This is a genomic window from Pseudonocardia benzenivorans CB1190, assembly GCF_000196675.2.
Taxonomy (GTDB): domain Bacteria; phylum Actinomycetota; class Actinomycetes; order Mycobacteriales; family Pseudonocardiaceae; genus Pseudonocardia; species Pseudonocardia benzenivorans.
This window is the reverse complement of sequence record NC_015312.1, coordinates 2,989,743-3,009,642: the sequence shown is the minus strand read 5'-3', so window position 1 is coordinate 3,009,642 and position 19,900 is coordinate 2,989,743. Positions and strand designations below refer to the sequence as shown.

General features: G+C 73.7%; 19 protein-coding genes and 1 pseudogene. 8 read left to right on the top strand and 12 right to left on the bottom strand.

Features of this window, described 5'->3' with window-relative positions; genetic code table 11:
* Positions 1–2: 2 nt before the first annotated feature.
* Both PSED_RS14330 and PSED_RS35305 read left to right on the top strand, forming a co-directional pair.
* Entirely contained in the window at positions 3–677 is a 675-nt protein-coding gene (locus PSED_RS14330) for an LON peptidase substrate-binding domain-containing protein (protein WP_041759667.1), read from the top strand.
* 45 nt (positions 678–722) lie between these two features.
* Positions 723–857: a hypothetical protein gene (locus PSED_RS35305; RefSeq protein ID WP_267939123.1), complete on the top strand. Its 135-nt coding sequence runs from the start codon at positions 723–725 to the stop codon at positions 855–857.
* 36 nt (positions 858–893) lie between these two features.
* On the opposite strand, the gene PSED_RS14325 is transcribed toward PSED_RS35305, so the two are convergent.
* The 5 genes from PSED_RS14325 to PSED_RS14305 form a co-directional block, all read right to left on the bottom strand.
* Positions 894–1,433 carry a type II toxin-antitoxin system PemK/MazF family toxin gene (locus PSED_RS14325; RefSeq protein WP_086002805.1) on the bottom strand — a complete coding sequence of 180 codons (540 nt, stop codon included), beginning with the start codon at positions 1,431–1,433 and terminating at the stop codon, positions 894–896.
* An 88-nt stretch (positions 1,434–1,521) separates the two neighbouring features.
* The gene (gene bsaP / locus PSED_RS14320; protein WP_013674964.1) at positions 1,522–1,740 is read right to left on the bottom strand and encodes a biotin synthase auxiliary protein BsaP; all 219 of its coding nucleotides are present in this window, start codon (positions 1,738–1,740) and stop codon (positions 1,522–1,524) included.
* A complete protein-coding gene (gene bioB, locus PSED_RS14315) occupies positions 1,737–2,798 on the bottom strand; it encodes a biotin synthase BioB (protein ID WP_049803406.1) in 1,062 nt (353 codons plus the stop codon). Before bioB ends, bsaP begins: the two co-directional genes overlap by 4 nt.
* Positions 2,777–3,475, bottom strand: coding sequence for a dethiobiotin synthase (gene bioD / locus PSED_RS14310; protein ID WP_013674962.1), 699 nt, complete (start codon positions 3,473–3,475; stop codon positions 2,777–2,779). The genes bioB and bioD overlap by 22 nt, the downstream gene beginning before the upstream one ends.
* Positions 3,472–4,611: an 8-amino-7-oxononanoate synthase gene (locus tag PSED_RS14305; RefSeq protein ID WP_013674961.1), complete on the bottom strand. Its 1,140-nt coding sequence runs from the start codon at positions 4,609–4,611 to the stop codon at positions 3,472–3,474. Before PSED_RS14305 ends, bioD begins: the two co-directional genes overlap by 4 nt.
* Before the next feature lie 120 nt (positions 4,612–4,731).
* Between PSED_RS14305 and PSED_RS14300 the strand changes: the two genes are divergently transcribed.
* Positions 4,732–5,511, top strand: coding sequence for a class I SAM-dependent methyltransferase (locus PSED_RS14300; protein ID WP_013674960.1), 780 nt, complete (start codon positions 4,732–4,734; stop codon positions 5,509–5,511).
* A 105-nt stretch (positions 5,512–5,616) separates the two neighbouring features.
* Here the strand turns inward: PSED_RS14300 and PSED_RS14295 are convergent, their stop codons facing one another.
* Positions 5,617–6,930, bottom strand: coding sequence for an adenosylmethionine--8-amino-7-oxononanoate transaminase (locus tag PSED_RS14295; protein WP_013674959.1), 1,314 nt, complete (start codon positions 6,928–6,930; stop codon positions 5,617–5,619).
* A gap of 53 nt (positions 6,931–6,983) precedes the next feature.
* Here PSED_RS14295 and PSED_RS14290 point away from each other — a divergent pair, with 53 nt between their 5' ends.
* The 5 genes and pseudogenes from PSED_RS14290 to PSED_RS14270 all read left to right on the top strand — a co-directional run bounded on the left by PSED_RS14290 (position 6,984) and on the right by PSED_RS14270 (position 11,092).
* Positions 6,984–7,847 carry a PaaX family transcriptional regulator gene (locus PSED_RS14290; RefSeq protein ID WP_041761226.1) on the top strand — a complete coding sequence of 288 codons (864 nt, stop codon included), beginning with the start codon at positions 6,984–6,986 and terminating at the stop codon, positions 7,845–7,847.
* A 131-nt stretch (positions 7,848–7,978) separates the two neighbouring features.
* The gene (locus PSED_RS14285; RefSeq protein WP_013674957.1) at positions 7,979–9,325 is read left to right on the top strand and encodes an MFS transporter; all 1,347 of its coding nucleotides are present in this window, start codon (positions 7,979–7,981) and stop codon (positions 9,323–9,325) included.
* 45 nt (positions 9,326–9,370) lie between these two features.
* A pseudogene (locus tag PSED_RS35655) lies at positions 9,371–10,258 on the top strand (phenylacetaldoxime dehydratase family protein); the annotation flags it as partial.
* A gap of 47 nt (positions 10,259–10,305) precedes the next feature.
* Positions 10,306–10,626, top strand: a complete 321-nt coding sequence (locus tag PSED_RS14275; RefSeq protein ID WP_049803403.1) for a phenylacetaldoxime dehydratase family protein — start codon at positions 10,306–10,308, stop codon at positions 10,624–10,626.
* Between the two features lie 10 nt (positions 10,627–10,636).
* Positions 10,637–11,092 carry an ester cyclase gene (locus tag PSED_RS14270; protein ID WP_049803402.1) on the top strand — a complete coding sequence of 152 codons (456 nt, stop codon included), beginning with the start codon at positions 10,637–10,639 and terminating at the stop codon, positions 11,090–11,092.
* A 238-nt stretch (positions 11,093–11,330) separates the two neighbouring features.
* On the opposite strand, the gene dnaE is transcribed toward PSED_RS14270, so the two are convergent.
* The 6 genes from dnaE to PSED_RS14240 form a co-directional block, all read right to left on the bottom strand.
* The gene (dnaE, locus tag PSED_RS14265; protein ID WP_013674955.1) at positions 11,331–14,888 is read right to left on the bottom strand and encodes a DNA polymerase III subunit alpha; all 3,558 of its coding nucleotides are present in this window, start codon (positions 14,886–14,888) and stop codon (positions 11,331–11,333) included.
* Between the two features lie 285 nt (positions 14,889–15,173).
* Positions 15,174–16,355: a glycosyltransferase gene (locus PSED_RS14260; RefSeq protein ID WP_013674954.1), complete on the bottom strand. Its 1,182-nt coding sequence runs from the start codon at positions 16,353–16,355 to the stop codon at positions 15,174–15,176.
* Positions 16,356–16,416: 61 nt separating this feature from the next.
* Positions 16,417–17,370 carry a hypothetical protein gene (locus tag PSED_RS14255; RefSeq protein WP_013674953.1) on the bottom strand — a complete coding sequence of 318 codons (954 nt, stop codon included), beginning with the start codon at positions 17,368–17,370 and terminating at the stop codon, positions 16,417–16,419.
* On the bottom strand, positions 17,367–18,086 hold the full coding sequence (locus PSED_RS14250) for a DUF998 domain-containing protein (protein WP_013674952.1): 720 nt from the start codon (positions 18,084–18,086) through the stop codon (positions 17,367–17,369). The genes PSED_RS14255 and PSED_RS14250 overlap by 4 nt, the downstream gene beginning before the upstream one ends.
* A gap of 96 nt (positions 18,087–18,182) precedes the next feature.
* On the bottom strand, positions 18,183–18,863 hold the full coding sequence (locus tag PSED_RS14245; protein ID WP_013674951.1) for a hypothetical protein: 681 nt from the start codon (positions 18,861–18,863) through the stop codon (positions 18,183–18,185).
* A gap of 10 nt (positions 18,864–18,873) precedes the next feature.
* Positions 18,874–19,761 carry an RluA family pseudouridine synthase gene (locus PSED_RS14240; protein WP_049803676.1) on the bottom strand — a complete coding sequence of 296 codons (888 nt, stop codon included), beginning with the start codon at positions 19,759–19,761 and terminating at the stop codon, positions 18,874–18,876.
* Positions 19,762–19,900: the final 139 nt, after the last annotated feature.

The window sequence follows — 19,900 nt, the reverse complement described above, 5'->3', positions numbered from 1 at the left end:
CGGTGCCGACGACCATTCCGCTGTTCCCGCTGGGGACGGTGCTCATGCCGGGGTCGTCACTGCCGCTGCACATCTTCGAGCCGCGCTACCGCCAGCTGACCGTCGACCTCGTGACGGGCGCGGTGCCGGGCAAGCAGTTCGGCGTCGTCGCCGTGCGGGAGGGCTGGACGCCCGACGCGGACGGCCTGGCCGGGCTGCACGGCGTCGGCTGCACCGCCGAGCTGCTCGACGTGCGACGGCTGCCCGACGGCCGCTACGACATCGTCACCCGTGGCGTGCAACGGTTCCGGCTGCTCGAGCTCGACGACGCGACCAAGCCGTACCTGATGGGCACCGTCGAGTACCTGCCCGACGACGAGCCCTCCCACGCCGAGCTGACGCCGGCGCTGTCGGCGGCCGCCCGGGCCGCGCACCGGCGCTACTGCGCGACGGCGTGGAAGAACGGCGAGTGGTCCGAGCCGGGTGGCGACGTCGACCCGCACCTGCTCCCCCACGTCCTCGCGGCCGACTGCCTGCTGCCCATCACCGACCGGCAGCGGCTGCTGGAGCAGACCTGCCCGACCGAGCGGCTGCGGCTCGTCCGGGCGCTGCTCGCGCGCGAGACCGGGCTGCTGTCCCAGTTGCGCGCCGTCCCCGCGCCGATGACGAGCTTCGCCGTCGAGCACAGTTCGAACTAGCGTCCCCCGGCGACGCGGCCCCACCCGACGTCAGGCGGACCGGGCTTGCCTGCCCAGCGGGGCGAGGGCGTCACCCCGGTCATCACCGAGCTGTCGACGGCGTGCATGCCGACCACCGTCGCCACCGGGAACCGGTCGACCTCGCTGACCGCCGGGAGCAGCACCGCGTCGGTGCCCTGACGGACGCGGCCCGGACCCTGAGCGGGTGGCCGGGTGTCAGTGCCAGCCGTAGCGCGACCGCAGCTCGTCGGCGACGCGGTCGAACCGGTCGCGGTCGAGGATCGCGCCCTCGCGGCGGATGTCGTGCTCGCCGACCTCCAGCACCCGGTCGAGCCGGACGAAGGAGTCGCGCCCCTCGCGGTCCCATGCGCCGGTGCCGATCGACACCCAGCCCGGCTCCCCGTCGCGTTTGTGCTGGCTGGAGAGCATGAGCCCCAGCAGCGCTCCGCCGCCCCGGCCGACGACGAGCAGCGGCCGGTCCTTGCCCTGGCTCGCGTCCTCCTCGAACGGCACCCAGGCCCAGACGATCTCGCCGGGATCTGCGGCACCGTCGAGGTCGGGGGCGTAGGCGATCGTGCGGGCGCGCTCGGCCGTCGGGGCGGTGCGGACGCCGCCGTGTCCCTGCGGGCGCCGGACGGGCTCTCGCGAGGCGGGCGCCGGGGCGGGCCCCGGGCGGGTCTGCTGCTGGTTCGAGCTGCTCAGCAGCTTCAGCCCGACGTCGACGACCTGCTTGAGCAGGTTCCCCCAGTTCGCCATGCGCGACAGCATGTCAGGCCGGCCCGCCCGGCTCTCGCAACCCCTGTGCGTGGCAATGGTCGCCATGGCGACCGTTGCCACGGACGACTCAGGAGTGCGTCTCGCCGTGGCGGCTGCAGCGGGCGGTCCAGCCGAAGGGGTCGACCTGCACGACCATCCGCCGCGCACACTGCGGGCAGAAGCGCGGCGGCTCCAGGGTGCGGCGGGCGGCGCAGCGCTCGTGGCCGGGCTCGGCGGCCGGGGCGCCGCACTGGTCGCAGAACTGGGCCGCGCCGTCGGCCGCAGGCTCCTGCACGGGCGCTGTCACAGGGTCTCGTTCAGTGCCTTGATCGGCATCTGCAGCTCGCCGAGCAGGTCGATGTCGGCCTCGGCGGGGCGTCCGAGCGTCGTCAGGTAGTTGCCGACGATGACGGCGTTGATCCCGCCGAGCAGGCCCTGGCGCGCGCCGAGGTCGCCCAGGGTGATCTCGCGGCCACCCGCGAACCGCAGCACCGTGCGCGGCATGGCGAGCCGGTAGGCGGCGACGGTGCGCAGCGCGTCGGGGCCAGACATCTGCTCCAGGTCGCCGAACGGCGTGCCCGGCCGGGGGTTGAGGAAGTTCAGCGGCACCTCGTCGGGGGTGAGCTCGGCGAGCTGCGCGGCGAACTCCGCACGCTGCTCCAGCGTCTCGCCCATCCCGACGATCCCGCCGCAGCACACCTCCATCCCGGCCTCGCGGACCAGGCGCAGGGTCTCCCAGCGCTCCTCCCACGTGTGCGTCGTCACGACGTTCGGGAAGTACGACCGGGCCGTCTCGAGGTTGTGGTTGTAGCGGTGCACGCCCATCTCGGCGAGCCGGGTCACCTGGTCCGGGGTGAGCATGCCCAGCGAGCAGGCCACGTTGATGTCGACGGCGTCCTTGATCGCGGCGACGCCCGCGGCGACCTGGCCCATCAGCCGCTCGTCGGGCCCGCGGACGGCGGCGACGATGCAGAACTCCGTGGCGCCGGTCTTCGCGGTCTGCTTCGCGGCCTCGACCAGCATGGGGACGTCGAGCCAGGCCGAGCGCACCGGCGAGGCGAACAGCCCCGACTGGGAGCAGAAGTGGCAGTCCTCGGGGCAGCCGCCCGTCTTCAGCGAGATGATGCCCTCGACCTCGACCTCGGGGCCGCACCAGCGCATCCGGACGTCGTGGGCCAGCGCGAGGAGGTCGTCGAGCGACTCGTCGGGCAGCTGCAGGACCTCGAGCACCTGCTCCCGGGTCAGTCCTTCGCCCCGCTCCAGCACCTGCTCCCGGGCCACGGCCAGGATGTCGCTGCGACCCGGGTCGCCGGGACGGTCGGACAACGTCGTCGTCGAGATGCTCACGGTTCCGGAGTGTGCCATTCCCCGCCCAGCCGGGGCCCCAGACTGTGACGGGCGACCGGTGCGAAAGCCTGGGCGTCGAGCGCGCCCGCGCCCTCCGGCAGCGCCCCGACCAGGGGAACCCCGGTGACCTCGGGGAGATCGGCCAGGTTGCAGGTCGTCGCCAGATCGGGCGCGGCCGGCATCGCCCCGACGACGATCCCCGCGCACGCCACCCCGGCGGCCCGCAGCGCGCGGGTCGTCAGCTCGGTGTGGTTGAGGGTCCCGAGCCCCGCGGCGGCGACGACGAGCACCGCCGCACCGAGGCCGGCGGCGACGTCGACGAGGGTGCCCTCGGGGGTGAACCGCACGAGCAGCCCGCCGGCACCCTCGACGAGGACGAGGTCGTGGTCGCGCTCCAGCTCGCGGGCGGCCGCGACCGCGGCGCGCGGGGTCACCGGGTCGAGGCCCGCGCGCCGCGCGGCGGTCAGCGGCGCCAACGGGTCCGGGTAGCGGGCGAGCTCACGGGTCCTGACCGCTCCCCCGGTCAGCCGGGCGACGGCGGCGAGGTCACCGGGCTCGCCCGGGGCCACCCCCGTCTGCGCGGGCTTGAGCACGGCGACCCGCTCCCCGCGCGCCGCGGCGACGGCGGCGACCGCGGCGGTGACGACGGTCTTGCCGACGTCGGTCCCGGTCCCGCTGACGACCAGGACGCTCACGAGGCCGCCAGCACCTGCACCAGCACCCGGCGGGCGAGGTCGAAGTCGGCGTCGGTGAGGTCGGCGCGCGCGGTCAGCCGCAACCGGCTCGTCCCCGCGGGCACCGACGGTGGCCGGAAGCACCCGACCCGTACCCCGAGCTCGGCGCAGCGCTGCGCGGCGGCGAACGCACGCTCGGGCTCCCCCAGCACCACCGGCACGACGGCCGACGGCGGGGCCGCCACCCCCGCGGCGTCGGCGAGCGCGGCCGCGGCGGCGAGGACGGCGGCGGGCAGGCCCGGCTCGTCCTGCAGCACCTGCAGGGCCGCCAGCGCGGCGCCGACGGCCGCGGGCGCCAGACCCGTGTCGAAGATCATCGTGCGGGCGGCGTCGACGAGGTGCTCGACGACCCGGCGCGGCCCGAGCACCGCCCCGCCCTGGCTGCCGAGCGCCTTGGACAGGGTCACCGTGAGCACGACGTCGTCGGCGCCCGCGAGACCCTGCTCGGCGGCCAGCCCGCGGCCCCCGGCCCCGCGCACCCCGAGGCCGTGCGCCTCGTCGACGACGAGCACCGCCCCTCGCGCCCGGCACACCGCATGCAGCTCCGCGAGCGGGCAGAGGGTGCCGTCGGCCGAGGTCACGGCGTCGGTGACGACGAGCGCCCGCGGTTCGGCGCGGGCGGCGAGGGCGGCGTCGACGGCTGCGACGTCGGCGTGCGGGGTCACCACGACCCGGGCCCGGGAGAGCCGGCAGGCGTCGACGATCGAGGCGTGGTTGGCCCCGTCGGACACGACGACCGAGCCCGCGCCCGACAGCGCCGTCACGACCCCGATGTTCGCCGCGTAGCCCGAGGAGAAGACGAGCCCGGCCTGGGTCCCGACGAACGCGGCCAGCGCGTCCTCCAGCTGCGCGTGCAACGTCGTGCTCCCGGTGACCAGGCGCGAGCCCGTGGAACCGGCACCCCACGTGCGCAGCGCGGCGACCCCGGCGTCGACGACGCGCTTGTCTCGGGAGAGCCCGAGGTAGTCGTTGCCCGCGAGGTCGAGCAGGGGTTCCTCGGCCGGGCGGTGGCGCAGCGAGCGGCGCAGACCGGCCGCGCGCCGCCGCGTCGCGGCCTCGTCCAGCCAGTCCAGCGGGTGCTCCGGTGCGGCGTCCACGTCGGCGACCCTATGTGCCCGCCGCCGCCCGGCGCATGTGACGTCCGAGGCGTTCGGGTGGGAGTCATACTCACCGGGTGATCGCCCGCGGGCGGGCCCGGGCGGCGGCGAGGGGGTGCGATGAGCTGGCAGATGGTCGACGAGGGCTGGGGCCGCAGGGCCGTCGACTGGGCGACGCTGGCCGAGCCGCACGCCGTGCGGGAGTACGTGTTCGTGCACCGGCTGCTCGACGTCCGCCCCGGCGTGGACCTGCTCGACGTCGCCTGCGGCGCGGGGCTCGCGCTGGAGCTGGCCGGGATCGCGGGGGCGCGGTGCGCGGGCATCGACGCGTCCCCGCGCCTTGTCGAGGTCGCGCGGCTGCGCAACCCGGGCTGCGACATCCGCGTCGGCGACATGGCCGACTCCGGGTTCGCCGACGCCTCGTTCGACATGGTCACGAGCTTCCGTGGCATCTGGGGCACCACCCCTGGCGCGATCGCCGAGGTCGCCCGGGTGCTGCGCCCCGGCGGCACCGTGGCGCTGACGTTCTGGGGCGACATGGCCGCGACGCCGGGTGGCCGGCTGCTGGCCCCGTTCCGGCTCGCGACGCAGGAGCAGGTCGGTCACCAGTCGGCGATGGTCGCGCTCAAGCAGCCCGGCGCCGCCGCCGCGTTCCTCTCGTCCGCCGGGTTGGAGCCCGGTGAGCTGTTCGAGGTCCCGTTCGTCATGGAGTACGCCGACCCCGAGCACTACATCCGCGGGCTCACCGCCAGCGGCCCGGCCTACGAGGCGATCCAGACCGCGGGCGAGGAGGCCTTCCGGGCCGCCTGTCTGGAGGCGGTGCAGCCGTTCGTGCGCGACGGCTTGCCGATCCGGGCGACGGTCCGGCTCTTCGGGATCGTCGGGACCAAGCCGGCCTGATCCCCCGCGCCGTCGCGCCGACGAGGTCCGGCGCTGATGTCCGCCACTCACCGGACCGGGACTCGCGCAGGTTCGGGCAGGCGGCCGTCGGGCCGTGGCCCCGACTCACCCCGCCGCGGCGGCGGCGCACACGCCCGCGGCGATCGTCGCGATCTCGGCGGGGGTGCAGACGTAGGGCGGCATCGTGTAGACGAGGTCGCGGAACGGGCGCAGCCACACCCCGGCGCCGACCGCCGCGGCGGTGGCGGCGGCCACGTCGACCTCGTGGTCGAGCTGGACGACGCCGATCGCGCCCAGTACGCGCACGTCACGCACTCCCGGCAGGGACCGCGCGGGCGCGAGCCCGGCACGCAGGCCGTCGGCGACGGCGCGCACGCGCCCGCGCCAGTCGCCCTGGCGCAGCAGGTCGACCGACGCCTTCGCCACCGAGCACGCCAGCGGGTTGCCCATGAACGTCGGGCCGTGCATCAGGACGCCGGCCTCGCCGTCGGAGATGCCGCGCGCGACCTCGGGGGTGCACAGCGTCGCCGCCAGGCTGAGGTACCCGCCGGTCAGCGCCTTGCCGACGCACATCACGTCGGGCGCGACGCCCGCGTGCTCGGCGGCGAACAGCTCACCGGTGCGGCCGAACCCGGTCGCGATCTCGTCGAAGACGAGCAGCACGTCGTTGGCCAGGCACAGCTCGCGCAGCACGTGCAGGTACCGCGGATCGTGGAAGCGCATCCCGCCCGCGCCCTGCACGACCGGCTCGACGACGACCGCGGCCAGCTCGTCGGCGTGCGTCTCGACGAGCCGGGCCAACTCGGCGACGTAGCCGGTCTCGAACGCGACCGGCGGCGCCGGGGCGAAGACCTGCTGCGGCAGCACGTCGCGCCACAAGGAGTGCATCCCGCCGTCGGGGTCGCAGACGCTCATGGCACCGAAGGTGTCGCCGTGGTAGCCGCCGCGCCAGGTCATGAGCCGGTGCTTGGCGGGTCGCCCGCGCGAACGCTGGTACTGCAGGCACATCTTGATCGCGACCTCGACCGACACCGAGCCGGAGTCGGAGAAGAACACGTGGGCCAGCTCGCCGGGGGCGATCTCGACGAGTGTGCGCGCGAGCGCGACGGCCGGCGCGTGGGTCAGGCCCCCGAACATGACGTGGCTCATCGTGCCCAGCTGGGCGGTGACGGCGGCGTCGAGCGCGGGGTGGCGGTAGCCGTGGATCGCGGCCCACCACGACGACATCCCGTCGACGACCTCGACCGGCCCACCGGCGGTCGCGAGCCGCAGCCGCACCCCGGTGGCCGACTCGACGACGAGCGGCGCCACCGTCGCCGGCATGGGCGCGTAGGGGTGCCACACGAGGTCCCGGTCGACGGTCGAGAGGTCGAGGGCAGAGGGGGCGACGGGGCCGGTGCCGACGTCGTGAGAGGTCACGGCACACGAGCCTAGTGAGCGACGCGGGCGGGGCCGACTACCCTGCACGGACCATGTCCGTCGCAGCCGAGGAGTCGTCCGGAACCCGTCCGGCGTTGTCCCGTCGTCGTGAGCTGGGTGCGGCGAGCGCGCGGTCGATGCTCCTCACCGTGCTCGGCGAGTTCGTGTTGCCGCGCGAGGAGCCGGTCTGGACGCAGGTGCTGGTCGACGTGCTCGGCCGGCTGGGCATCGAGCAGAAGTCGGCACGGCAGGCGTTGGCGCGCACGGCCGCCGAGGGCCTGCTGACCTCCGACCGCGCGGGCCGCCGGGTCCGCTGGTCGCTGTCCGCGGCGGGCCGCAGGCTGCTCACCGACGGCGCCGCGCGCATCTACGGCTTCGGCACCCCCGGTCCGGAGTGGGACGGGCGCTGGCTCGTACTGCTGGTCAGCGTGCCCGAGTCGCGCCGGCAGCTGCGGCACCGGCTGCGCACGCGGCTGGCCTGGGCCGGGATGGGCTCGCCGTCGGCGGGCGTGTGGATCTCCCCCGACCCCGGCAAGCAGGACGAGGTCGCCGAGGTCGTCCGTGATCTGGGGCTCGACGAGGTGACCAGCTCGTTCGTCGGGCCGTTCGGCGCGATCGGCGAGCAGGCCGCGATGGTCGCCCAGGCGTGGGACCTCGCCGAGCTCGAGTCCGCCTACGAGGAGTTCATCGCCGACTTCGGCGACGACGGCCCGGCGGACCCCGACGCGATCATGGTCCGGCAGATCCAGCTCGTGCACGCGTGGCGCCGCTTCCCGTTCCTCGACCCCAAGCTGCCCGGCGAGCTGCTCCCCCGGGCCTGGGCGGGGGCCAGGGCGGCGGAGCTCTTCGAGTCGCTGCACTCACGCTGGGACGGGCCCGCGACCCGGCACTGGCAGCAGCTCTCGGCACTCGACTGACGCGTTTCGTCAGGAAAGCACGTTTCGCCCGACCTTCCGTTTGACACTCGATCGGGTGGCGCTGAGCCTCGCAGCACCCGGCAGCGCCGCCGTGGCCCTGCCGGCTCGTGACAGCTGATCGGGGAGCTGCGATGACCAGTGCGGACGCCGGCCCGACGACGACAGGGCCCCAGACCCTCCACAGAACGCAGCGACGACGCGCAGTCGTCGCCAGCACCGTCGGTACCACGATCGAGTGGTACGACCTCTTCCTCTACGGAACTGCGGCGGCACTCGTCTTCCCACACGTCTTCTTCCCCGGCTCGGAGCCGTACGCCGGGATCATCGCCTCGTTCGGCACCCAGTTCGTCGGTTTCGCCGCCCGGCCGGTCGGTGCCGCGATCTTCGGCCACTACGGAGATCGGATCGGCCGCAAGGCGACGCTCGTCGTGACCCTCCTGATCATGGGGATCGGCACCGCCCTCATCGGGGTGCTGCCCGGCTACGTCGCGATCGGCGTCGCCGCACCGATCCTGCTCACCGTGCTGCGGCTGCTGCAGGGTGTCGCGGTCGGTGGTGAGTGGGGCGGCTCGGTCCTGCTCGCGATGGAGTGGGGCTCGCAGAAGCGCCGCGGGTTCATGGCCAGCTGGCCGCAGCTCGGCGTGCCGCTGGGGCTGTTGCTGTCCACCGGGATGGTGCAGCTGCTCTCGTCGACGACCGGCGAGTCGTTCACGACGTGGGGCTGGCGCATCCCGTTCCTCGCCAGCATCGTGCTCGTCGGCATCGGGCTCTACGTGCGGCTGCGGGTCCTGGAGTCGCCGGAGTTCACGGCGGTCCGGCAGAAGCAGGCCGTGGCACGCCGGCCGTTGCTCGAGGTCATCCGCACCCAGTGGCGCGACATCCTGCTCGCGGCCTTCGTCCGGATGTCGGAGCAGGCGCCGTTCTACCTGTTCGTCACGTTCGTGCTGACCTACGGCACGAGCAAGCTGAAGCTCGAGCGCAGCGGTCTGCTCAACGCCACCCTCGTGGCCGCGGCGATCGGGCTGGTCAGCGTGCCGCTGTTCGGCTACCTGTCCGACCGGATCGGGCGGAAGCTGATGTACGGCATCGGGGTCGTGGCGACGGGCGCCTTCGCCTTCCCCTACTTCGGGCTGCTCGACTCGAAGATCTCCGGGCTGGTGCTGCTCGCGATCGTCGTCTCGCTGATCTTCCACGACATGCAGTACGGCCCGCAGGCCGCGCTGATCGCGGAGGTGTTCGGCACCAACGTCCGCTACTCCGGGGCCGGGCTGGGCTACCAGCTCGCCTCGGTCATCGCGGGCGGCCCCGCGCCGCTGATCGCCGCGGCCATCCTGGCGAGCACCGGGTCGAGCACCGGAATCTCCTGGTACATCGTCGGCTGCGCGGTGGTGTCGATGATCGCGCTGGTCCTCATGCCCGCCGCGGGCGCCACCCGCACACCGGCGCCGGCAGCGCAGGCGGCGACCACGAAGACCTGACGCCGCGACCGCCGTCAGGCGGGCCACCTCCCTCTCCAATGTACGATGTGTCGACAACTATCGACATATGACTCGGACGTGGCTAAGGTCTGCTCGGGGGTGCCGACCCGGCGAGAGCATCCGGTTTCGGCCCCGGGCCACGAGACATCCGACGATCGACGCTCCGACCGCATCGGCGCACGGCACCGTCACCGACCCGCCGTGTGCCGATCCGGCCCGGCTGCGCGACGCGGAGGAGCCCGGCCGCGAGCCCGTCGCGGCCGTCAGAGGGAGGTAGCAATGTCAGACGAGGTCGAAGGTCCCGGCCGGGTCGTCACCTATCCCGCCGGGATGACGACGATGGTCTTCGCCATGTTCGGTGTGCAGTCGGTCGACGACACCCACACCGAACCGTTCGTGGCCGCCCTGCGGCAGCTGTTCGCCGGTGCGCACGGACCTCGCTCCGTCGAGCGCTGCCACCATCACGACGACGTGTCGGGCCACAACACGATCCTCATGGCGTATTGGACCGACCTCGGCGAAGCGACGGCGTTCCTCGAGTCCGCCCCCTTCAGCACCTGGTGGGAGGCACGTCCCACCGACGACGACAGGGCCGGTTACTGGCGCGAGATCCTCACCCCGCAGGTCGGCCGGTTCCACTACTTCGGCGTCGGCCCGCATCGCGTCGGCGCGACGGCAGTCCTGCCGGTCTCCGGCACCGACAAGTTCGGCTACTGGGGCGGCTACCGCGACCGGATGGCCGACTCGCCCGCCGACCCCTTCGACAGCCCGTTGGCCGAGCTGCCCACCCGCGGTCCGACGGTGAGTACCCGGGGCCGCCGCGTCACCGTCGACGCGCCGCACAACCTGTGCTTCGTCCGAGAGGGAGCCGACACGAGCCACATCACCTCCCACGAAGAACAGCAGGTGTGGGACGAGCTGCTGGAGCCGGCGAGCAAGAAGTGGATCACCTATCTGGCCGAGAACCCGCGCACCAGCGGGTGCGCAGCCATCGTCGACACCGTCGAACAGGATCTGAGACGGGTGCCGACCTGCGCAAGGCCAGCCAGCTCGCGTACTTCCTCACCCTCGGCCACCTCGAGCACGCGGCACGCACTCAGCCCTCGCACCTTGCGCTCTACAACACCTTCATGGGCGCGGCCACCGACCTCGCGGACGAGGGCATCGAGATGGGCCTGTTCATCTGGGCCGAGGCGCACATCCTGCGTGCCGGCGAGCTGCGGGCCGAGTACGTCAACTGTCATCCCCGTACCGGGTTGCTGCCCTTCTTCGCCCGGGCCGCCGAGCCGGTGTCGGTCTAGGAGGAGCCCGATGTCCGCGTTCGCCCACAAAGCGCTGCTCTGCTCCCTCTACGACCAGGTGGTCAACTCCGGACGGCTCGACCGACTGCCGGAGTTCGTCGCCCCCGACTTCGTCGGCCACCTCAGCGGGCACGACGAGCCCGTCCGGGGTCCCGACGCGTTGCGAGACGTGATCGTGGGCCTGCGAGCCGCCTTCCCCGACCTCAATACCGCGATCGAGGGAGGCTGGCTGTTGCACGAGCTCGACACCCACGCCGTCGGCAAGGGCCGCACGGTCGACCGGCTCGCCGCCCGCGTCGTGCTGCGCGGCACGCACACGCGGCCGTGGCACGGTGCTGAGCCGACGATGCAGGAGGCCACGTGGTCCGAGGCTGTGTTCGCACACGTCGCCGACGGCCGGCTGGCCGGGCTCGTCACCGTCGCCGAGTGCGTGTCCCGGCCCGCCTATGCCGGGGCCGCTGGATGACCGCCACCGGGTGACCCGTCGCCCGGGTGACTACCCGTCGGCACGGTGACCGCCGCCGGGTGACCACCGCCGGGGACGCCGAGTGCCGGCCTCGGACACGGAGGGCCCCGACGACCGTTCGCGCATCCGCTGGTCCGGGCGTCGGGCGGGCCGCGTCGGCGCCGGCAACCGGGCGAGAACGTCGACCTCCCACGGCTCGTGCCCGGCGTCGGCCACGCCGGGACGAGCCCGGGGGCGCTCAGCCGCCGAGGCAGCCCGGTCCGAGCAGCGCCTTGAGGTCGCCCATCAGCGCGGAGCTCGCGGTGACGCGCAGCGCGTCGTCGAGCCGCAGGACAGTGGTGCGGGTGCCGTTGACCAGGCTCAGGTGCACCGGCCGCGAGCCGGGGTGACTGGAGAGCACGTCCTTGAGCTTGGCGACGACGGGCGGCGTGCACCGGGTGGCCGCGAGGCTCACCGCGACCGGCGAGGAGTTCTCCTCCCCCGCCGCGGCCAGGTCGGGCACCGCGAGGTCGTTGGCGATGAGCGAGACCCGGTCGTCGCGCTTGGAGACGCGGGCCTTGACCAGCACGATCGCGTCCTCGGCCACGTCGATCCCGACGACCTGGTAGCAGCGCGGGAAGAACAGCACCTCGATGCCACCGGCGAGGTCCTCGATCTGCGCCGACGCCCAGGGCTCGCCGTTCTTGTTCACCCTCCGGTTGACGCCCGCGAGGATGCCGCCGACGGTGACCTGCGCGCCGTCGCCGACCGTGCCGTCGAGGATGTTCTGGATCGGGGTGTCGGCCTTCGCCGCCAGCACCCCCTCGACGCCGTGCAGCGGATGCCCCGACACGTAGAGCCCGAGCATCTCGCGTTCGACGGCGAGCCGGTGCTTGGTGTCCCACTCGTCGGTGGGGACCTTGACGTCGAAAATCCCGGCCAGCGCGGGGTCGGAGTCGTCGCCGTCGCCGCCGTCCATCGAGCCGAAGAGGTCGAACTGGCCCATCGACGCGGCCTTCTTCGTGCTCATCACGGCGTCGATCGCGTCGGCGTGGACGAGCAGCAGGCCCTTGCGGGAGTGCCCCAGCGAGTCGAACGCGCCCGCCTTGATCAGCGACTCGATGACCTTCTTGTTGCAGACGACCGCGTCGACCTTGCGCAGGAAGTCGGAGAAGTCGCTGAACGCGCCCTTCTCCTTGCGGGCCGCCACGATCGCGTCGACGACGTTGAAGCCGACGTTGCGGATCGCGCCGAGGCCGAACCGGATGTCGTCGCCGACGGGGGCGAAGTTGCGCACCGACTCGTTGACGTCGGGCGGCAGCACGGTGATGCCCATGCGGCGGCACTCGGCCAGGTAGACGGCGGCCTTGTCCTTGTCGTCGCGGACGGACGTGAGCACCGCGGCCATGTACTCGGCCGGGTAGTTGGCCTTGAGGTAGGCCGTCCAGTAGGACACGACGCCGTACGCGGCGGAGTGCGCACGGTTGAAGGCGTAGTCGGAGAACGGCAGCAGGATGTCCCACAGCGTCTTGACCGCGTCCGCGGAGTAGCCGTGGTCCTTCATGCCCTGGGCGAAACCCTCGTACTCCTTGTCGAGGATCTCCTTCTTCTTCTTGCCCATGGCCCGGCGCAGCAGGTCGGCCTTGCCGAGGGTGTAGCCCGCGAGCTTCTGGGCGATCGCCATGACCTGTTCCTGGTAGACGATCAGGCCGTAGGTCTCGCCCAGGATGTCCTTGAGCGGCTCGGCCAGCTCCGGGTGGATCGGAGTGACCTCCTGCCGCTTGTTCTTGCGGTCGGCGTAGTCGTTGTGCGCGTTGGCACCCATCGGGCCGGGCCGGTACAGCGCGCCGACGGCGGAGATGTCGTCGAACTCGGTGGGGGCCATGCGGCGCAACAGGTCGCGCATCGGGCCGCCGTCGAGCTGGAACACCCCGAGGGTGTCGCCCCGGGCGAGCAGGTCGTAGGTCTTCGGGTCGTCGAGCTCGACGTCCTCGATGACCAGCGGCGGTTTGCCGTTGAGCTCGATGTTCTCCAGCGCGTCGTCGATGATCGTGAGGTTGCGCAGGCCGAGGAAGTCCATCTTGAGCAGCCCGAGCGTCTCGCAGGCGCCCATGTCGAACTGCGTGATGATCGCGCCGTCGGCCTCGCGGCGCTGGATCGGGATGACGTCGAGCAGCGGCTTGCTGGACATGATCACGCCCGCCGCGTGCACGCCCCACTGCCGCTTGAGGCCCTCGAGCCCGCGTGCGGTGTCGATGATCTCGCGGACCTGCGGGTCGGCCTCGTAGAGCGCGCGGACCTCGGTGGCCTCGGAGTAGCGCTTGTGCCCCGGGTCGAAGATGCCCGACAGCGGGATGTCCTTGCCCATGATGGCGGGCGGCATGGCCTTGGTGATCCGGTCGGCCACCGAGTAGCCGGGCTGGCCGAAGAGCACGCGCGCCGAGTCCTTGATCGCGGCCTTCGCCTTGATCGTGGAGTAGGTGATGATCTGCGCGATCCGGTCCTCGCCGTACTTCTCCGTGGTGTAGCGGATCATCTCGCCGCGCCGACGTTCGTCGAAGTCCATGTCGATGTCGGGCATCGAGATGCGCTCGGGGTTGAGGAAGCGCTCGAAGATCAGCTTGTGCTTGATCGGGTCGAGGTCGGTGATCCCGAGGACGTAGGCGACGAGCGAGCCGGCGGCCGAGCCACGCCCGGGCCCGCACCGGATGCCGACCTTCTTGGCGTGCTGGATGAGGTCCGCGGTGACGATGAAGTAGCCGGGGAAGCCCATCTGGATGATGACCGACAGCTCGTACTCGGCCTGCTTGCGGTACTGCTCGGTGACGCCGTTCGGGAAGCGCCGGTGCAGCCCCTTCTCGACCTCCTTGACCAGCCACGACTCCTCCGTCTCCCCCTCGGGGACGGGCGCGCGCGGCATCAGGTCCTGGCCCTCGGTGAACGAGACGTCGACGCGCTCGGCGATCAGCAGCGTGTTGTCGCAGGCCTCGGGGTGGATCGGGTCCCACTGGGCGCGCATCTCGGCGGCGGACTTGAGGTAGAAGTCCTGCGCGTCGAACTTGAAGCGGTTGGGGTCGGCGAGGGTCTTGCCCGTCTGCACGCACAGGAGCACCTCGTGCGGCTTGGTGTCCTCGGCGTAGGTGTAGTGCAGGTCGTTCGTCGCGAGGCCCGGCAGCCCGAGCTCCTTCTTGAGCCGGAACAGGTCCTCCTGGACCCGCTTCTCGATCTCGATGCCGTGGTCCATCAGCTCGCAGTAGAAGTTGTCCCTGCCGAAGATGTCCCGGTAGTCGCTCGCGGCCTGGCACGCGTCGTCGTAGCGGTCCTGCTGCAGCAGGCGCGCGACCTCGCCCGACGGGCAGCCCGTCGTCGCGATGATCCCCTTGCCGTAGGTCTCCAGCAGCTCGCGGTCCATGCGGGGCTTGTAGTAGTAGCCCTCGAGGCTGGCCAGCGACGACAGCCGGAAGAGGTTGTGCATCCCCTCGGTGTTCTCGGCCAGCAACGTCATGTGGGTGTACATCTCACCCGGGTTGTCGTCGCTGACCGTCTGCCCGCCGAGCGTGGCGCGCTTGCGTTCGTGGCGGCTGCCCGGCGACAGGTAGCCCTCCATGCCGATGATCGGCTTGACCCCGGCGGCCTTGGCCTTGCGCCAGAACTCGTAGGCGCCGTAGACGTTGCCGTGGTCGGTCATCGCCAGCGCCGGCATGCCCATCTTCGCCGACTCGCGGAACAGGTCGTCGAGCCGCGCGGCCCCGTCGAGCATCGAGAACTCGGTGTGGGTGTGCAGGTGGACGAAGCTGTCCGTGCTGGCGGCTGTCATGGGGACCCGTCTGCTCCGTCCTCGCGCCGGGGAGCGCGGTGCCGTCGGGCGCCCTCGGGGCGCGTGCCGTGATGCCGTGCGATGACCTCCCGCCGGCGTGCCGGGGCGACCGGTGGAAGGGCTTCAGATTAGCCCCGCGCACCGACGGTTCCGGCCACCCCCGGCGCCGTGGCGGGTATCCCCTGCTGGCGGCCCCGGCCCGCGTGTCGGGGGCGGGCGCCGGCCCCGCACGGCCCCGTCACGGCACCCGGCACGACGCCGTCGGAGCGCCCGTCACCACGCCCGTCACGCCGCCCGGACCGGCATCTCGACGCGCCCGGCGGCCCGCGCGTAGACCTCCTCGAAGCGGTCGAGCGTGGCGTCCAGCGCGTGCCCGGCGACGATCTCGCGGCTCGCCGCGCCCATCCGCGCCCGCGTCGCCGGGTCGGCCAGCAGCGCACCCAGGGCGGCGGCCAGCCCCTCGACGTCACCGGGGGTGTAGAGCCAGCCGTTGCGCCCGGGCCGGACCAGGTGCGGCAGCGCCATCGCGTCGGCGGCGACGACGGGCTTGCCCGCGGACATCGCCTCCAGCGTCACCAAGCTCTGCAGCTCGGCGATCCCCGGCATCGCGAACACCGTGCAGCGGCGGTAGGCCTCGACGAGGGTCGTCTCGTCGACGAACCCGTGGAACATGACCCGCTCCGCGAGGCCGAGCTCGCCGGCGAGCGCGGTCCACGCCGCGCGCCGCGACCCGTCGCCGACGATCTCCAGCCGCGCGCCGAGGCCCGTCGGCAGCGCCGCGACGGCGCGCAACAGCTCGTCGACGCGTTTCTCCTCGTCGAGCCGTCCGACGAACAGCACCGTCGGCGTCGGCGACTCGACCCCGCCCGCGTACCGCGCCGAGTCGATGCCGCAGGAGATCGGGAGTACGCCGTCGATGCCCGCCGCGTCGGCGAGCAGGCCCGCGGCGCGTTCGGTCGGCGCCGTGACGACCGAGGCCCGGGAGAACACGCGGGCCAGGTCACGCCACGCCCAGCGGGCGGCGGCCTGCTGCAGCGCGGCCGGGACCCGGGCGTGGCCGAAGAGGTTCTCCGGCATGAAGTGGTTGGTCGCCACGAGCGGCACCCCGGCCCTCGACGCCGCGACCGCGGTCCCGCGGCCGACGACGAAGTGCGCCTGGACGTGCACGACGTCGGGCGCGAGGTCGGCGACGAGCGCCGCCGTCGCGGGCGAGGCCTGCCAGGGCAGGCAGACCCGGAAGGTCTCGTGCAGCGGGTAGCGGTGCGAGCGGACCCGATGCACCCGCACGCCGTCGGCTCCCGGGCGGGCGGGCTCGCGGTGGGCGGTCGCGTCGGGCGACGGGGCGACGACGTGCACGTCGTGCCCGCGGCCCGCCAGCCCGCTCGCGAGCCGCTCGGCGAAGCGGGCGGCCCCGTTGACGTCGGGTGGGAAGGTGTCGGCGCCGATCAGGATCCGCAGCGGACGCACGGCGGTACCTCGCTCTCTCTCGGATGGTTCTGGACGTCGGTGCAGGTGGGGAGCGCGGGGGTCAGGAGCGACCCGCGGGGACCAGGGAGCCGGACACGGCGGCGCGGGCGACCCGCTGCTGCGCGCGGCGGTGCACGGCGTCGGGGTGGTGGCGGGCCAGTGCGAGCACGCCGGTCGCGGCGGCCACCGCGCACCCGGCCATGCCGAGCGCGGTGCCGGTCGCGGTGGCGGCACCCTCACCGAGCAGGACGACCCCGAGCACGACGGCGACGACCGGGTCGACCACCGTCAGGCACGCGACGACGAGCTCCGGGGGACCGGCCGCGAACGCCTGCTGCACCAGCCACCCGCCGGCGAGCAGCGCGACGGCGATGCCGCCGACGAGGCCGGCGAGGTCGAGGGCCGGCGCACCGGCGGCGACCCGCTCGGCGAGCGCCCGGACGAGCGTCGAGACCAGGCCGAAGGCCGTCGCACCCGCTGCGGCGCAGGACACGCAGCGCACTCCCGGGGTGCGGGCCCGCGCCGCGAGCGCCGCGAGGGCGAGTACGACGATCCCGACCCCGGCACCGGCGATCGCGAGCACCCGCGGGTCGGCGGCGCCGCTGACTGCGCTGCCCGCGGCCAGCGCCACGAAGCCCGCGACGCCGGCGACGCACAGCGCGACGGCCAGGACCACGGCTGTCGGTACCCGGGCCCCGGAGGCCCTGGCGGCGAGCAGGACGGCGATCGGGACCGCCAGCACCCCGATCGGCTGCACCACCGACACCGGCGCGACCACCAGCGCCAGCGCGTGCAGCGCCGCGCCGGCGGCGGCGAGGCCGAGACCCACCAGCCAGCGGGGGCGGCGCAGCAGCGCCGCGAACCCCCTGGGATCGAGCCGCCCGGTCGCCGCGCCGTGACCGGCCGGCACCCGGGCCTCGCCGGCGACCGCGCGGTGCTGCAGGACCCCGCCGACGGCGAAGCACCCCGCCGCGACGACCGCCGCGGCCACGGCGAGGACCGTCAGCGTGCTCATCGCCCCGCCCCCACGGACGACACGGCGGGCACGGTGGCGGCGGGCACGGTGACGGCGGGCCCGGCCGGGAGCAGCGCGGGACGCGGGCGCAGGGCGCGCGCGATCACCGGCAGCAGGACGATCACCAGGGCGTAGAGAACACGCTCCACCAGCCCGAGCAGGGGGAATCCGGGTGAACCCAGCATGACGATCGGGACATGACCGAGCAGGAACGCCGCGTCGAGCGCGGCCGTCGCGACGGTCAGCCGGACCAGTAGCACCGGCCGTTCGCCCCGGGCCACGAGCCCGCGGGCGACGACCAATGCGAGCACCGGGGCGAGCCCGAGCACGAGCGCGCCGCCCCAGCGGTGGACGACCGCGGACACGTCGGCGGGCGCGCCGGCGACGTTCGTCGGGAACGCCGCGACCAGTCCGAGCCCGACGACCCACGCGGCCGTCAGCGCGGCCAGCACCGGCGCCCCCGGCAGCCGGGAACGCCACGCCGCGACCGCGACGAACAGCCCCGCGAACGCCAGCGCCGCGGCCGACACCGCCAGCAGCGCGTAGCCGTCGGGCGCCGCGACGTAGTCACTGACGGTCTGTGCGAGCGGGTTCACCGACCCGGCCCCGACGACGTGCAGCACCAGCACCGGGACGGCCGCGACGAGCGCCGCGACCGTCACCGCGCCGGCGAGGCCGGGTGCGTGCCCGGCCGTCGAACCCCCCCGAATCGCCATGCCGCCGACGCTTCCAGCGGACGGCTCGCTACGACATCCGGGTGACCACCCAGTCGGACTCCGGAATTCCCCCGGTCCGTCTCGGAGGTCCGCTGGTCAGGAGGTCGGGACCGGGCCGTCGTCGGGCAGCGGGTCGGCCCGCTCGGTCTGTTCCGGGAGCAGCGGCGCGAGCGCGAGGTCGGTGAGCCGCGCACCTGCGGGAGCGGCCTGCACCGCACGTACCCCGGGCCGGGTGGCGAGGGCCTCGAGGACCGTCCGGTCGGCCTCCACCACCAGCGCGACGACGCAGCCGCAGCCGGGCCGGGCGAGCGCGGCCTGCTCGGCGGCGGCGACGGCGCCGGGACGTCCGGTGCGGCGGTCGGCGTCGGCCTGCGCGGCCAGCGCCGCGCGCTGCCGCGCGGTGTCGACGGCCGTGGCGGGCGGGACGCCGTCGTCGAGGGGCTCGAAACGCAGCGCTGTCTGCACCCGCGGCAGCGGGACCCGCCACACGACCTCGGCGAGGGTCCCGTCGGCGGCCAGCGCGACGGCCTGCGGACCGGTGACCTCCGCGTCGAGCTGGACCAGCGCGGGGACCGTCACGCCGGGTGCGGGCAGGTCACCGGGCAGCGTCGCGAGGTAGTCGGCGACGGCGGTGCCCGGGTCGGGCCCGAGGCGGACCGAGCCCGTCGCCGACGGCGGCGGACCCGACGACGAGGGCCGCGATCCGGCGTACCACGCCACCCCGAGCAGCACCGCGAGACAGGTGACGTACAGCAGGATGCGACGGCGCGTCGTCACGGCCGGTTCCTCAGTCCTGCAACAGATCCAGGGCGCGAGCGAGGTCGGCCGGGTAGGGGCTGGTGAACTCGACCCGGCGACCGTCGGCGGGATGGGCGAAACCGAGCTCCCGCGCGTGCAGCCACTGCCGGTCCAGGTGCAGGCGCTTCGCGAGCGTCGGGTCGGCGCCGTAGGTCAGGTCGCCGACGCAGGGATGGCGCATCGCCGAGAAGTGCACCCGGATCTGGTGCGTGCGGCCCGTCTCGAGCCGGATGTCGAGCAGCGACGCCGCGCGGAAGGCCTCGATGGTGTCGTAGTGCGTGACGCTGGGCCGGCCGCCCTCGACGACGGCGAAGCGCCAGTCGTGACGGGGATGGCGGTCGATGGGCGCGTCGATCGTGCCGCGGCTGGGATCGGGATGCCCCTGCACCACGGCGTGATAGCGCTTGTCGACGGTGCGTTCCTTGAAGGCGCGCTTGAGCTCCGAGTACGCCGACTCGGACTTGGCGACGACCATCACCCCGGTCGTGCCCGCGTCCAGCCGGTGGACGATGCCCTGCCGCTCGGCCGCCCCCGACGTCGCGACCCGGACGCCCAGTGCCGCGAGCCCGCCGACGACGGTCGGGCCCGTCCAGCCCGGGCTCGGGTGGGCCGCGACGCCGACGGGCTTGTCGACGACGACGATGTCGTCGTCCTCGTGGAGGATCGTGAGCCCGGCGACGACCTCGACCGGACCGGTGATGCCATCGGACTCGCGCTCCGGGTCGGGCAGCTCGATCTCGAGCCAGCCGCCGGCGGCGAGCCGGTCGGACTTGCCCGCGGCGCGCCCGTCGACGGCGACCCGGCCCTCCTCGGCCAGCGTGGCGACGACCGTGCGGGACAGGCCGAGCAGCCGGGAGAGCCCGGCGTCGACCCGCATGCCGTCGAGGCCGTCGGGGACCGGGAGGCTGCGCAGCTCACCCACGGGCACCCCGCGGCACCACGACGGGACCGGCGGCGGCCGGACAGGGATCGCTCACCGGACCATTATCGCCGGGCCCTCCCGTCCGCCCGTCCCC

What these genes read in the sequence shown, in the direction of transcription:
- PSED_RS14325 (WP_086002805.1), bottom strand. Translation starts at nt 1,433, where the DNA reads ATGGCGAACTGGGGGAACCTGCTCAAGCAGGTCGTCGACGTCGGGCTG.
- bioB (WP_049803406.1), bottom strand. Translation starts at nt 2,798, where the DNA reads ATGGCACACTCCGGAACCGTGAGCATCTCGACGACGACGTTGTCCGAC.
- PSED_RS14300 (WP_013674960.1), top strand. Translation starts at nt 4,732, where the DNA reads ATGAGCTGGCAGATGGTCGACGAGGGCTGGGGCCGCAGGGCCGTCGAC.
- PSED_RS14290 (WP_041761226.1), top strand. Translation starts at nt 6,984, where the DNA reads ATGTCCGTCGCAGCCGAGGAGTCGTCCGGAACCCGTCCGGCGTTGTCC.
- PSED_RS14285 (WP_013674957.1), top strand. Translation starts at nt 7,979, where the DNA reads ATGACCAGTGCGGACGCCGGCCCGACGACGACAGGGCCCCAGACCCTC.
- PSED_RS14270 (WP_049803402.1), top strand. Translation starts at nt 10,637, where the DNA reads ATGTCCGCGTTCGCCCACAAAGCGCTGCTCTGCTCCCTCTACGACCAG.
- dnaE (WP_013674955.1), bottom strand. Translation starts at nt 14,888, where the DNA reads ATGACAGCCGCCAGCACGGACAGCTTCGTCCACCTGCACACCCACACC.
- PSED_RS14255 (WP_013674953.1), bottom strand. Translation starts at nt 17,370, where the DNA reads ATGAGCACGCTGACGGTCCTCGCCGTGGCCGCGGCGGTCGTCGCGGCG.
- PSED_RS14250 (WP_013674952.1), bottom strand. Translation starts at nt 18,086, where the DNA reads ATGGCGATTCGGGGGGGTTCGACGGCCGGGCACGCACCCGGCCTCGCC.
- PSED_RS14240 (WP_049803676.1), bottom strand. Translation starts at nt 19,761, where the DNA reads ATGCGGGTCGACGCCGGGCTCTCCCGGCTGCTCGGCCTGTCCCGCACG.